Raw genomic sequence first — 13,849 nt, forward strand, 5'->3', positions numbered from 1 at the left:
CCCGCACCACCACCCCCGCACGGGAGGAGCGCCCAGTGGACCGGTCGACCAGGATCCCGATGGCCCGGGGACGGCTGCCGGTCGTCGGGCACGCGTGGCCGATGATGCGCGACCCGCTGGGCTTCCTCGGCTCGCTCGCCGAGCAGGGACCGCTCGTGCGGATCGCGCTCGGCCCGGTCAAGGCGGTCGTCGTCTGCGACGCCGAGCTGGCCCAGCAGGTGTTCCGCGACGACCGCACGTTCGACAAGGGCGGCCCGTTCACCGAGCGGGTCCGGGAGGTGGTGGGCGACAACCTGTCCACCTGCCCGCACCACGAGCACCGCCGGCAGCGGCGGCTGCTCCAGCCCGCGTTCCACGTCGGCCGGTTCGGCGCGTACGGGCGCACGATGGCCGCGCAGATCGCCGCCCGGGTGGACGCGTGGCACGACGGCGAGGTGCTCGACGTGACCGCCGAGATGACCATGCTGACCACCAACGTGCTCACCGCGACGATGTTCTCCGACACGCTCTCGCCCGCCGAGCTGAGGCAGTCGCAGGAGGACGCGGACGTGCTGGCCACGGACATCCTGCCGCGCATGATGATGCCCCGCGCGCTGACCAGGGTGCCGTTCCCGGCGAACGTGCGGTTCGACCGGGCGCACGCCAGGATCAGGGGCACGGTCGAGTCGATCGTGGCGGCCCGCAGGCGCGAGGGCGGCGACCGCGGCGACCTGCTGTCCGCGCTGCTCGCCGGGTACGACGAGGAGTCCACCGGCGCGGCGCGGACGCTGTCCGACACCGAGGTGGTGAACCAGATGCTCACCTTCCACCTCGCGGGCAGCGAGACGACCGCGGTCACGCTCGCGTGGGCGCTGCACCTGATCTCCCGCCACCCCGACGTCGAACGGCGGCTGCACGCGGAGGTGGACGCCGTGCTGGCCGGTCGCACCGCCGGCCCGGACGACGTGGACGCCCTGGAGCTGACCGGGCGCGTCGTCACCGAGACGCTGCGGCTGCGCTCACCGGTCTACGTCCTCACCCGCAAGACCACCGCCGACACCGAACTCGGCGGGCACCGGCTGCCCGAGGGCACGGTCATCGCCTACAGCCCGTACCCCATCCACCACGACGCCCGCCTGCACCCCGACCCGCACCGCTTCGACCCCGACCGCTGGGAACCGGCGCGCAAACCCGCGCGCCACGCGTTCGTGCCGTTCGCCAACGGCGCGCGCAAGTGCATCGGCGACAGGTTCAGCCTGATGGAGGCGACGTTGGCGCTCGCGTCCATCGTCGCCCGGTGGCGGTTCGAGCACCTCCCCGGCGAGTCGGACGTCCGGCCCGCCGCGGCCGCGGTGATCCGGCCGCGGCGGCTGCGGATGCGGGCGTCCCGCCGGACGCCCGCCGTGGGGTAGCCGCCTCAGGACAGCTCGAACCGGGGCTGCACCCAGTAGTTGCTGTCGTGCCAGGTCTCGGTGGGGAACCCGCCGCCGTAGGCGTAGACACCGGCGGACTTCGCCATGGTGTGCGGGGCGATGACCACCGCGCCGGTGAAGTAGTCCTCGGTCGAGGCGTACCCGCCCGCCGGGGTGAAATAGGAGACGACGTACTCCCGGCCCGCGACGACGGGGACGCGGGACGGGAACGTGACGGTGCTGACGTACGGCTCGGCCGCGGAGACCGCCTGGGCGAGCAGCGCCCCGTCCGCCGACCACAGGTGCACGGTCAGCGGCCCGGTGTAGGCGCCGCGGTGGATCGTCGCGCCGGCCACGAAACCGGGCCGGTCGAAGCTCAGGCGCAGGCCCAGCTCCACGGCGGCCTGGTCGGCGTCGGCGACCGTCGGGCGGTCGGGCAGCGCGGGCAGGAACAGGGGGCACGAGGAGCAGCCCAGCGCGGGCGGTTCGGCCGAGCCGCCCGCGAAGAAGTGGTACGGGCCGGTGACCGCGCCCGGGCCCTGCGAGCCGGACGCGCGCAGGTGGTAGGTGACCGGGCCCTCGGCGGCCGGGGTGTGGCGGTAGAGCCACCGCTCGCCGCCGTACTCGGTGGGCGACCACGTCGCGCCGCCGTCGAAGGTGATGTCGACGCCCGTGACGTCGCCGGACTCGCCGTTGGCGGCGGTGCCCGCGATCAGCACCGGCTCACCCACCGCGACCGTGGAACCGGCGGAGGGCGTGCGGGGACCGGCGATCGGCGCGGCGGCGGCCGTGCCGACGAGGACCGATCCGGACAGGACGAGGGCGGTCGCCAACGCGAGGGTTCGTTTCACCTCTCCGGGATCGACCCCTTCGAGGGGTCCGTTACCCCGAATCCCGGTTCGTCGGCGCGCGTTGGGCCGGTCGGTCGCGCCTCCCTGCTCCGTGCGGCCGGACCGGGGTGCGCCTGTCGGCCGGCTCGGGGCCGCCGCGTCCCGGCGAGGCGTTGTCCCCGCCGGGGGTCCGCTTCGGGCGTCCGGCGGTCGGGCGCGCCGGGCCGGTCGTAGGCTTCGCGGGTCGTCCGCCGAGTCCGGGAGCCCCGCATGACCGCCGCAGGTCCGTCGACCGCACCACCCGCCGAAGTGCTGCGGGAGGCGGGTCGGCGGCGCACGTTCGCGGTGATCAGCCACCCGGACGCGGGCAAGTCCACGGTGACCGAGGCGTTGGCGCTGCACGCGCGGGTCATCTCGCAGGCGGGCGCGGTGCACGGCAAGGCGGGCCGGCGCGGCGTGGTGTCGGACTGGATGGAGCTGGAGAAGGCGCGCGGCATCTCCATCACCTCGGCGGCGTTGCAGTTCGCCTACCGCGACGCGGTGGTCAACCTGCTCGACACGCCCGGCCACGCCGACTTCTCCGAGGACACCTACCGGGTGCTGGCGGCCGTGGACTCGGCGGTGATGCTGCTGGACGCGGCCAAGGGCCTGGAACCGCAGACGCTGAAGCTGTTCGACGTGTGCCGGCACCGGGGCATCCCGGTGATCACCTTCGTCAACAAGTGGGACCGTCCGGGCCGCGACGCGCTGGAGCTGTGCGACGAGCTGGTGGAGCGCATCGGGCTCCAGCCCATGCCGCTGACCTGGCCGGTCGGCGAGGCGGGCGACTTCCGGGGCGTGCTGGACCGCCGTGACGGGCACTTCACCCGCTACTCCCGCACCGCGGGCGGCGCCACGGCGGCGGGGGAGGACCGCCTGCCCCCGGCCAGCGCCGAGGCCGAGGAGGGCGCCCGCTGGACGCGTGCGGTGGAGGAGTCGGAGCTGATGTCCGCCTCCGGCGGCGACTTCGACCGGGAGCGCTTCCTGGCCGCGTCGGCCACGCCGGTGCTGTTCGGGTCGGCGGTGCTGAACTTCGGCGTGCGGCACCTGCTCGACCTGCTGGTGGAGCTGGCCCCGCGCCCCGAACCGCGGCGGGACGTCGAGGCGCGGCCGCGGGCGCTGGACGCGCCGTTCTCGGCGTTCGTGTTCAAGGTCCAGACGGGCATGGACCCCTCGCACCGCGACCAGGTCGCGTTCGCCCGGGTGTGCTCGGGCGTGTTCGAGCGCGGCATGGTGGTCACCAACGCCACGACCGGGCGGCCGTTCGCCACCAAGTACGCGCAGCAGGTCTTCGGCCAGCAGCGGTCCACAGTGGACACCGCGTACCCGGGCGACGTGATCGGGCTCGTCAACGCCACCGCCCTGCGCGTGGGCGACACCCTGCACACCGGCCGGCCCGCCGTGCGGTTCCCGGGCCTGCCGAGCTTCGCGCCCGCGCACTTCGCGGTGGCCCGCCCGGCCGACCTGAGCCGGGCCAAGCAGTTCCGCCGGGGCATCGACCAGCTGGAGTCCGAGGGCGTCGTGCAGGTCCTGCGCTCCCTGCGCCGAGGCGAGGGCTCACCGGTGTTCGCCGCCGTGGGCCCGATGCAGTTCGAGGTCGCCGCCTACCGCCTGGACACCGAGTTCAAGTCGCCCGTGCGCCTGGAACGCCTGCCGTACACGGTCGCGCGCCGACTGCCCGACCCCGACCACCGGGCCGTCGTGGACAGCCGGGGCAGCGAGGTCCTGACCCGCGCCGACGGCACCCACCTGGCGCTGTTCACCGACTCGACCGCACTGGCCGTCCTGCGCCGCCTGCACCCGGAGGTCACCCTCGAACCGCTCGTCGCGGGCGGCGAGTGACGCGGTCCGCCGGGGCGTGCCGTGGACCTGTTCCGGCCGGGCGACGGCGTCGGTCGTGCCGGCCCGAGTCGGCGGCGACCTCTACAACCCGCCCGACGTGTCGAGGCTCCCTCGCACCGCCGAGGCGCGGCGTTCGGGCGCGGGCGGTCAGGTGGCGGGTGGGGCGGTGCTGGCGCGGACGACCAGTTCGGTGGCGAACACCGAGCGGTGGGTGGTGGGGGTGGTGCCGTGGGCCAGGTCGATCACCATGCGGGTGGCGGTGGCGGCCATGTCGCGCAGTGGTTGGCGCACGGTGGTCAGTGCCGGGATCGCCCAGGTCGCGGTCGGCAGGTCGTCGAAGCCCACCACGCTCAGGTCCTCCGGGATGCGCAGTCCCAGCCGGTGGGCCGCCTGGTACACGCCGATCGCCTGGGCGTCGTTGAACGCGAAGACCGCCGTGGGCGGTGTCGGGCGGGTCAGCAGGTCCAGGCCGTGGGCGAGGCCGTTCTCCAGGTGGAACCCGCCTTCGCGGACCAGGTCGGGGTCGAACGCGATGCCCGCGGTCTCCAGGGCCGCCCGGTAGCCGTCGAGGCGGGCCCGGCTCGGCAGCGACAGCGGCGGTCCGGTGATGGCGGCGATGCGCCGGTGCCCCAGGCGCAGCAGGTGGCGGGTCGCGGCCAGGCCGCCGCCCCAGTTGTCGCCGGTCGCCGACGGCAGGTCGGGGTCCGGCTCGCCGATCGGGTCGACGATCGCCAGCGGGATGCCGCGGTTGCGCAGCTGGTCGAGCTGGGCGCGGGCGGGGCCCGCGAAGACCGCGACGACACCGGTGGGCCGCCGGCCGATCACCGCCTCGATCCAGTTGCGGCCCGGCGCGGGCCTGGCCTCCAGCTCGGAGACGACGAGGGCGAGCTGGTGCTCGACCGCGACGCGTTCGACGCCCTTGATGACCTCCATCCCGTACGGCCCCTTGACCTCGTGCAGGAGGAGTTCCACGAGGGTGGCGCGGTTGGCCTTCTTCTTCTGCCGCCGGTAGCCGTGCTCGTGGATGACGCTCCACACGGCGGCACGGGTGTCGGGCGCGACGTCGGCCCGGCCGTTGACGACCTTGGAGACCGTGGCGACGGAGACACCGGCCAGCTCGGCGATCTGGGCGATCGTCGCGCCGCCGCCGTCTGGTGTGGTGATCACCGGGCTGTCCTTCCGCGGAGGGGGCGACGATCATGATCGGGGACGACGCCTGCTGAAGTTTCGATCAGGGCGGCGAAATGTGTCAATGCCGAACGGCCGACCTCGCCGGTCCACGAAACATCACGCAACATCGCGTCTCAACGGGCTCGCGCCGCTCCACGTCGTACCGTGGACGTCGGAGTTGCGGTTGTCGGGGACCGCGGCGCGTGGCGTTCGGCCGGATGGACCGGGCGTCCCGCGCGCGCTCCTGATCGTGCGTAGGACCATCTCGCGGACAGGGACAGGCATGAGCACGTCGCCGCACTGGTGGAGCGTTGGCTCGCAGCGGGTGCCCCACCAGCGGCGCGGCGGCTCCGACGAGCCCGTGATGGCGGGCGTCGTCCCGTCGTGGACGCCCGGTGGGGCGGCCGCCGGCGAGCGCCACCCGGCGCGGACCGGGCGGGTCCGGCGGCCGGCCCGGCCCGCGCTGCTGGAGCTGGTGTTCGACCACATCCACTCCGAGTGGGCCATGGAGATCATCCGCGGGGTGGAGCGGGTGCTGGCCGCCGAGCAGGCGGCGCTGGTGCTGTCGGAACTCGACGGCGACCACAAACCCCGCCAGGACTGGTTCGACGACCTGCTCGACCGCCGTCCGCTCGGGGTGATCCCGGTGGTGGTCGAGCTGGACGAGCGGCAGCGCCGGAGGCTGACCGCGGCCGACATCCCGTTCGTCTTCGTGGACACCGCGCAGGAGCTGCCTCCGGGTGTCCCCGCCGTGGGCTCGGCGAACCGGTCGGGCGGACTGGCCGCGACCCGGCACCTGGTCGAGCTGGGGCACCGGCGCATCGCGGTGATCTCCGGCCCGACCCGGTTGCCGTGCAGCCGCGCCCGGGTGGAGGGTTTCCGGAGCGCGTTGGCCGCCGCCGGGTTGTCGGCGCCGCCCGACCACGTCCGCCACGGCGACTTCCGCGCCGCCAGCGGCTACCGGCACGGCCTGGAGCTGCTGGACCGGCCCGACCGGCCCACGGCGATCTTCGCGGGCTCGGACTACCAGGCGCTGGGCGTGCTGCGCGCGGCGCACGAACTGGGCCTGTCGGTGCCGCGCGACCTGTCCGTCGTCGGTTACGACGACCTGTCGATCCACGAGTGGAGCGGTCCGCCGCTGACCACGGTCCGGCAGCCGTTGCGCGACATGGCCGCCGCCGCGGCGGAGATGGTCCTCGCCTTCGCCCGCGGTCGGCGCCCGCCGCACCCGAGGGTCGAGCTGGCCACCGAGCTGGTGGTGCGGCAGAGCACCGCGCCGCCCCGCTCCTGACGAGGTCGTCGGGACCGGTCCTCGGCCGCGCCGCGCCCCTTTAGAGTTGACGGTGAATGATCGTCGAACCGGTGGGGTGGGTGTGGGAGGGGATTCACGTCCCAAGCGGGTGTTCATCTCGTACGCGCAGGAGTCCGCGGAGCACTCGGACCAGGTGCGCAACCTGTGGATCTTCCTCCGCCGGCACGGCGTCGACGCGAAGCTCGACCGGACCGCGAACGAGCGCAGGCAGGACTGGGCGCTGTGGATGGGGGAGCAGGTCCGGGAGGCCGACGTGGTGCTGTGCGTGGCGTCGGAGCAGTACCGCAGGCGCGCCGAGGGCCGGGAGGGACCGGACGCGGGACGCGGGGTGCAGTGGGAGGCGCGGCTGATCCGGGACGCCTTCTACGCCGCGCAGGACGACCTGCAGAAGTTCGTGCCGGTGGTCCTGCCCGGCCAGTCGCGCGACGGCGTGCCGGACTTCCTGGCCCCGGCCACGTCGACGGTGTACCACGTGGAGGACTTCACCGTGGCCGGCGCGGAGCCGCTGCTGCGGTTCCTGCTCGACCAGCCCGACGAGACCGAGCCGCCGCTCGGCCCGCCGCCGGTCTTCGACCGCCGGGACCACGCGCTCCCCACGCCGCCCGCCACGCCCCGACGCCCGGCGACCGGCGTCTCGCAGCACGTCCGGGCGACCGACTCGGCCGTGGTGGTCCAGGCGGGCCGGGACGCGACGGTCCACGTGCCGCCCCGGTGGGGCGACGACGTCCGGCCCCTGGAGGTGCGCGTCGACTCGCTGCGCTCGTCCGGTGAGGGCTGGTCGCACGCGTTCCGCGAGGACGACGCGGGCGCCGCCGACGTGCTGGCCCGGTCCGGGCGGTTGCCGAGCGACGTGACCGGCATGGACGGCCTGCTCCGCGACCGGTTGACCGCGGGGGCCTACCTGCTCTGCGGCGACGGGGAGCCCGCCGTCGTGGTGCTGGACCTGCGCAACCCCAACGACCGCGACGCCGTCGTGCGCGACGTGGTCGTCACCGACAAGCGGGACGAGCCGGTCGTCGCGGGGACGGCGTTCCTCGTCCCCGCCGCCGCGCGGAACGAGGACGGGCTCACGTTCGACCTCGACGCGCCCTTCCCGCTCGCCCGGTCGGTCGGGAACGGGGTCGACCAGGGCGCGTACTTCACCGCGCGCCGCGTCGTCGTGCCCGCGCTGGGTCGGACCGCGCTGCCGCTGCGCCTGGCCGCCGCCCGTGCCGCCCACACGTTCACCCTGTCGCTGACCTACGACTGCGCCGGTCGGAGCCTGGCCACCCCGGTGGACGACGAAGGCCGGCGGTTCGCGGTGTCCCCGATGGCACGGCGTCACGGGCGGGTCTTCGTGGTGGAGCGCACCGACGACGGGCTCCTGCTCGTCCCGCGCCCGACGGGCGGCTGACCCGCCGACCCGACCCGGCCCGATCACTGCGGCGACGGATCGCCGTCGCGCCCGCATAGTTCTCGCTGGGTCGGTGGACGGAGGAGGGTCGGTGGCGAAGGCTGTGTTCCGCGGGCTGTACGCCGTGCTGTCGGCGGTCAGGGACCTGAGCGAGCGGCCGCGGTGGTCGGGGTCCGGGCACGGCGGTCTGCGCGGCGACCGACCGCTGCCGCTGCTGTGCCTGATCGGCGGCGGGGCGGACGGTTTCCTGACCGACCTGGCCAGGCTCGTGGACGACGCGAGCCCGCCCCGGATCCCGCTCGTCCGCGTCGACGTGGACGAGGCGATCGCCGCCTCCGCCGCGCGGTGGGAGCCGGCGGAGGGCGAGAACCCGTCGCCGCGGCGCAGGAGCCCCTTGCTGCCCGTGCTGGACGAGTTGCGGCACCGGCTGTCCGCCGACCGGTTCGGGGCCCTGCGGCCGAGCCGGTTCCGTCGCTACCGCCTCGTCGACTGGCTCACCGGCCGGCGGCTCACCGAGGGCGACAACCGCAACGAGCTGACCGACATCACCCGCCTGCTGCGGCTGTGGCACGCGCGCTGGGAACGCCCGGAGGCGGCCCGGCAGGCGGCGATCGAGGTCTCGGCGTCGCTGCCCGCCCCGGCGCGGTTCCTGGTGTCCCTGCTGTTCGCGTGGCACCGGCCGCTGCGGTTCTGGCTGTGGACGCGCGGCTCGCGAGTGACCGGCGGCGAGCCGAGGTGGCTGATGCGCCAGCCGTTCATGCTGCCGGGGCACTCGGCCGGCTTCACCGGTTTCGCCGAACTCCTCACCGTCGGCCGGCAGGACGACGAGAACCTGCCGCAGCTCAAGAAGCTCCTCGTGCACGCGTTCCTGCAAGACCTGCGCGAGCTGTACGGGCCGGGCACGTGGCGGCTGCGGCGCTGGCGCCGGACCGCGTACACCGTGGTGCTGCTGGACACGTCCGGGAGGACAACGGCGGCTGGGAGCTGCTGGGCCTGGTCAACGACGTCCGCAACCAGTCCACCGAGCACGATCCGGTGCTCTTCGTGGCCACGTCCCCGTCCCTGCCGGCCCGGCTCGCGCACCGCACGCCGCAGCCGGCGAGCGAGATCACCGACGAGATCCGCGACTGGTACCGGGAACTCCCGGCACGCCGGCAGACCCTGCGCCCGGACGCGCGGTTCATCACCGTCGCGCTGCCGCAGGCGGGCGGCGACCGGCCGGGGGAGCGGGACCGCCGCGCCTGGGACGCCCACCGCGGCCTGCTGCGCCCGCGTCCCGTCCCGGTGCCCGCGCGCCGGTCGTTCATCGCCGCCGTGACGGTGTCGGCGCTGGTCGCGGCGAGCCTGACCGGCGGGAGGTGGCTGGTCGCCCGGATCGTCGAGGACTGCCTGCCGTCCGCGCGCGCCGGCGTGGCGGCGGAGTGGGTCGACACGCCGGACGGCGGCGAGTGCGTCGGCTACAGCGACAGCGCGGCACAGGTCTTCGGCGAGGACGACCGGCTGCGCAAGGCCCAGCTCGCGATCTTCGAGCTGAACCGGGAAGCCGAGCGGCTGGCCGCCGCGTCCGACCACCGGCCCCTGGTGACCGTGGTGTACTTCGCCGAGCTGACCAGCCCGACCGTGCCGGACGACTCGGCCGGCGCGATCACCGAGGAGCTGACCGGGCTGCTGATCCGGCAGTCGCACGACAACACCGAGGGCGACCTGCCGCTGCTGCGGGTCGTCGTGGCCAACGGCGGCCACAAGATGCGGCACGCCCGGACCGTCGTGGACCGCCTGCTGGCCCCGCTGTTCGCCGGCGACCGCACCGCGATGGGCGTCGTCGGGATGGGGCGCACGGTGCCCGCGACGGAGAGCGCCATCGGCGCGCTGGGCGACCTGGGCATCCCGGTGGTGGCGACCACGTTGACCGGGCAGGGGCTCGCCGACCGGTCGCCGCTGTACTTCCAGCTCGTGCCCGGCAACGAGAAGCAGATCGCGCTGCTGCGCGAGTACTCGCGGCGGCTGGGCAAGGAGGTGACGGTCTACCAGCCCGCGGACGTCGAGGGCGACAGCTACCTGAAGACGTTGCGGCAGGGCCTGGACGAAGTCCTCGGCGCGGACGAGTCGTGGCTGGTGGCGTGGCGCGGCCCGGTGCGCGGGGTCGAACCGCGCTGCGACACCGCGGAGGTCGGCCGGATCGCGTACTACGCGGGCCGGGAGTACGACTTCGACGGATTCCTGGACACCCTGTACGAGGAGTGCGAGGACCGCACCCCCGTGGTGGTCGGCAACGACACCACGTCGCGGTTCGTCGCCGACGGCGGCAAGCGGACGGAGAAGCACCGCGGGCGGTCGATGGCGTACGTGTCGCTGGCGAGCGCGGTCGTGCAGGGCAACCGCACGTGCCTGTCGCCGGAGCGGGACGGCGCGGACGAGCCGTCCCGGCTGTGCGCCGGCCTGCGGGACCTGCGGTCCGGCGCGGGCGGGCGCCCGGCGTGGCGCGAGTTCGGCCGCAGGCTCCAGGAGGACGCCACCGTGCTGCCGTGGATCGGCGAGCGCGTCGGCGTGTCGTACGACGGCGCGGGGCTGTTCGTGCACGCGGTCAAGGAGAACCGGTTCAAGCGGCAGCGGGTCGACGCCGCCGGGGTGCCGCTCGACGACGCCGCCGTCGGTCCGCCGAACCGCGCCGCCATCGGGCAGGAGCTGCGGGAGCTCTCGTGCCCGCCGGACGACCGGGACGCCGCGCGCGGCAGCTGCTACCGGGGCGCTTCCGGTCCGATCGCCTTCGACGTCGACCGGACCGGCGCGTCGCGGCCCGTGGCGCTGCTGGAGCTGGCCGACATCGCCGACCTGGGCACCGTGCCGACGTGCGTGCACGCGCTGCCGGCCGACGACGCCCGGTGCCCGGTGCGGTGACGGCTCAGAACCGGCCGAACAGCCAGTGGCCGGGCTTGTCGGGCGCGGGCTCCAGGCAGAACTCGCGGGTGGCGCGGACGATCTCGTCGGTTCCGAGCGTGCCGCGGTGGTCGGCGTCGAGGCGGTCGAACAGGGTGCGCGCGTCGGCGTCGGGCAGGCCGCACCGGGCCATGAGGGTGAGGAACCCGTCGCGCCGCACCACGCCCGTGCCCTCCACGTCGACCAGCGCCAGCACGGCCGTGGCCAGCGGGCGCAGGGTGCGGTCGAAGACCTCGTGCGTGGCGCGGCCCGCCCACGCCAGGAACTCGGCCTTGTCGACGCGGCCGTCGTCGTCGGTGTCGGACTCGGCGGCCAGGGCGCGCCACAGCGCGCGGTAGGCGGAGCGGACGGCCATCGCGGCGGGGGAGCGCGGCGGGTGGCCGAACGCCTGGACCAGGCGCAGCGCGAACACCTCGTAGTCGTCGCGGCGCAGGTAGCCGTCGCCGGTGGCGTCGAGCAGGTCGAAGCGGGGCGACGGCGTGACCGGGGCGGGCGCGTGGCCGGTGACGTCGGTCGCCCACGCCGTCGCGTCGGGGCGGGCTGCGGCGAGGATGGCGCCGTGGTCGGCGTCGGGGTACGTGGTCAGGCGCACGGCGCTGCCCGCCGCGGCGATGTCGTCGGCGAAGTCGTGGATCACCGCGGGCGGCACGATCTCGTCGTTGCCCGCCGCGGCCAGGAAGACCGGGCGGTCCAGGCAGGCGACCGGGACGCGGCACTCGTCCAGCACGCGGGCCACGTCGGGGTGGCGGGTCAGGTCCGTCATGCCGGTCTCGTGGTTGGTGATCGCCCTGGCGGCGCGGAACACCTCGACCAGCGACACCCGTGCGGCCAGGTCGACCAGCGCCGTGCCGCGCCCGGTGAGGAAGCCGGGGGAGAAGTCGGGGTACCGGGCGCGCAGGCCCGCCAGGACGATCGGCACGAACGCGCAGACGGCCGCGGCCGCGTCGCCGGTGCGGGTGGCGACGACCCGCACCGGGTGCACCGGAGGGGCGAGCGCGACCGTGCCGAGGAAGTCCAGCTCCGGCGCGTAGCGCGTGGCCGTCAGGGCGGTGAACAGGGCCGCGTGCCCGCCCTGGGAGAAGCCCGCGACGAGCCAGCGCCGGTCGAGCGGGTGGTCGAGCCGCCGGGCCGCGCGCACGATGTCGATCACGTCGTCGGCCACCGCCTCGCCGTTGAGGTACGGGTGCGGTCCCGGCGTGGCGAGGCCCTCGTAGTCGGTCGCGGTGACCGCGTAACCGGCCGCGAGCCACGCCGCGACGTGCTCGCGCTCCAGCCGCAGCAGGCCGGTGCGGGACGGCGCGGTGCGGTCGGACAGGCCCGTCGTGCCGTGGGCGTAGCTGACCACGGGCCAGCCGCCGCCCGGCGGCGCGCCCTCGGGGACGAACACCGAGCCGGTGACCAGCCGACCGCGCCCGTCGTGGCCGACGCCCTGGTAGAAGACACGGTAGGCGGCCTCGGCGTGCGCCGGCCGGAACCGGCGCGGCAGCGGGTCGGCGCGGATCAGGTCGCCTGGCCGGCGGCCCGGGTCCGTGGTGGCGGTCACGTCACCGGGACGTTAGCGGGTCCGGGCGTCGCCGACCGGGTGAATCCCGGTCAGCGACGCGGACCGCGTGGCGGGTGCAGCGCGGCGCAGCTGATCACCAGCGCCCCCACGACGAGCGCGGTGAGGGCGGTGGTGACCAGCACGTCGAGCAGCCACTCGAACACCATGGTCAGTCCCCTGGCGCGGCGGCCTTCTCGCCCGGTCGGTCGGCACGGGCTTCGGCACGCCGCCTGCTGCGCAGGCTGGTCACGGTGACGACGGCGAGGATGGCGATGATCACCACCAGGGAGACCGGCGTGGGGATCTCGGGCAGGCCCGGCCAGATCCCGTGCGCCCAGTGCAGCACCAGCTTCACGCCGATGAACGCCAGGATGATCGCGAGCCCGTGGTTGAGGTGCACGAGCTTCGCCAGCGCCGTGTGCAGCACGAAGTACAGCGCGCGCAGGCCCAGCAGCGCGAACGCGTTCGTCGCGAACACCAGGTACGGGTCGTCGGTGATGCCGTAGACCGCGGGCACCGAGTCGACGGCGAACACCACGTCCGTGGCGAAGACCGCCACCACCACGACCGCCAGCGGCGTGAGCGCGCGGCGACCGCGTTCCTTCACGGTCAGCCGGGCGCCGTGGTAGTCGTCGGTGACCGGCATCAGCCGGCGCAGCAGCCGGACCGACCGCATCCGCGAGACGTCCCGCGCCTCCTCGACCCCGGCCATCGCCTGGCGCAGGACCTTGATCGCCGACACCAGCAGGACCAGCCCGAACACCAGGAACGCCCACGTCCCGGCGGCCAGCATCGCCGCGCCGGCCGCGATGAACACGCCGCGCAGCACGAGCGCGCCGACGATGCCGTAGAGCAGGACGCGTTGCTGCACCTCGGCGGGGACCGCGAAGGCCGCCAGCAGCAGCATGAACACGAACAGGTTGTCGACCGACAGCGACTTCTCGACCACGAACCCGGTCATGAACTCCAGCGCCCGGTCACCGCCGGCGTGGTTCCACAGCCACAGCCCGAACACCACGGGCAGCGCGAGGTAGAACACCGACCAGCCCACGGCCTCCCGGATGGACACCTCGTGCGGCCGGTGGGTGACCACGAAGTCCGCGATCAGCAACACGACCAGCACGGCGATGCTGACCAACCACAACCACGGCGACCCCACGGGCTCGACCGGGCTCGCCGGCACTGCTGCTGACAGGGGCATCGGACCTCCTCGAACGACAAGAGTTCGAGGTCTCCTTCACCCCTGGCGGGGCGGCCTCCCGGGGACGCCGACGGGACGTCCGTACTGACCGGGCAGGCGCTTGGGAAGTACTCCCCTCGCCGGACAGTATCGGGCACCGGGCGACGTCAGTAAAGCGTTGGTAAAGGTGTGTAGGTCACTCTTTCGGGTCA

Annotated in this window: 9 protein-coding genes; 5 read left to right on the top strand and 4 right to left on the bottom strand. The window is 74.5% G+C overall.

Going from position 1 to position 13,849, the window contains the following annotated elements; translation table 11 throughout:
- Positions 1-35: 35 nt before the first annotated feature.
- Positions 36-1,391 carry a cytochrome P450 gene (locus ACWEFJ_RS32835; RefSeq protein WP_378092586.1) on the top strand — a complete coding sequence of 452 codons (1,356 nt, stop codon included), beginning with the start codon at positions 36-38 and terminating at the stop codon, positions 1,389-1,391.
- Positions 1,392-1,396: 5 nt separating this feature from the next.
- Here ACWEFJ_RS32835 and ACWEFJ_RS32840 read toward each other — a convergent pair whose 3' ends face one another.
- The gene (locus ACWEFJ_RS32840; protein WP_449716114.1) at positions 1,397-2,242 is read right to left on the bottom strand and encodes a DUF4082 domain-containing protein; all 846 of its coding nucleotides are present in this window, start codon (positions 2,240-2,242) and stop codon (positions 1,397-1,399) included.
- Positions 2,243-2,491: 249 nt separating this feature from the next.
- Between ACWEFJ_RS32840 and ACWEFJ_RS32845 the strand changes: the two genes are divergently transcribed.
- Positions 2,492-4,102, top strand: a complete 1,611-nt coding sequence (locus ACWEFJ_RS32845) for a peptide chain release factor 3 (protein WP_449716115.1) — start codon at positions 2,492-2,494, stop codon at positions 4,100-4,102.
- Positions 4,103-4,249: 147 nt separating this feature from the next.
- On the opposite strand, the gene ACWEFJ_RS32850 is transcribed toward ACWEFJ_RS32845, so the two are convergent.
- Complete coding sequence (locus ACWEFJ_RS32850; RefSeq protein WP_378092580.1) at positions 4,250-5,269, bottom strand: LacI family DNA-binding transcriptional regulator; 1,020 nt, start codon at positions 5,267-5,269, stop codon at positions 4,250-4,252.
- A gap of 286 nt (positions 5,270-5,555) precedes the next feature.
- Here ACWEFJ_RS32850 and ACWEFJ_RS32855 point away from each other — a divergent pair, with 286 nt between their 5' ends.
- From ACWEFJ_RS32855 to ACWEFJ_RS32865, 3 genes are all read left to right on the top strand, one after another.
- Positions 5,556-6,563 (top strand): substrate-binding domain-containing protein, encoded by a 1,008-nt coding sequence (locus ACWEFJ_RS32855; protein ID WP_449716116.1) that lies wholly within the window; start codon positions 5,556-5,558, stop codon positions 6,561-6,563.
- Between the two features lie 82 nt (positions 6,564-6,645).
- On the top strand, positions 6,646-7,977 hold the full coding sequence (locus tag ACWEFJ_RS32860; RefSeq protein WP_449716117.1) for a toll/interleukin-1 receptor domain-containing protein: 1,332 nt from the start codon (positions 6,646-6,648) through the stop codon (positions 7,975-7,977).
- Between the two features lie 1,044 nt (positions 7,978-9,021).
- Complete coding sequence (locus ACWEFJ_RS32865; RefSeq protein ID WP_449716118.1) at positions 9,022-10,875, top strand: hypothetical protein; 1,854 nt, start codon at positions 9,022-9,024, stop codon at positions 10,873-10,875.
- Between the two features lie 4 nt (positions 10,876-10,879).
- Here ACWEFJ_RS32865 and ACWEFJ_RS32870 read toward each other — a convergent pair whose 3' ends face one another.
- Together ACWEFJ_RS32870 and ACWEFJ_RS32875 are read right to left on the bottom strand one after the other, a co-directional pair.
- Positions 10,880-12,457, bottom strand: coding sequence for a lipase family protein (locus tag ACWEFJ_RS32870; protein ID WP_449716119.1), 1,578 nt, complete (start codon positions 12,455-12,457; stop codon positions 10,880-10,882).
- 169 nt (positions 12,458-12,626) lie between these two features.
- Positions 12,627-13,658 carry a TerC/Alx family metal homeostasis membrane protein gene (locus ACWEFJ_RS32875; RefSeq protein ID WP_449716120.1) on the bottom strand — a complete coding sequence of 344 codons (1,032 nt, stop codon included), beginning with the start codon at positions 13,656-13,658 and terminating at the stop codon, positions 12,627-12,629.
- Positions 13,659-13,849 lie beyond the last annotated feature (191 nt).

It is taken from the genome of Actinosynnema sp. NPDC004786 (assembly GCF_053601135.1).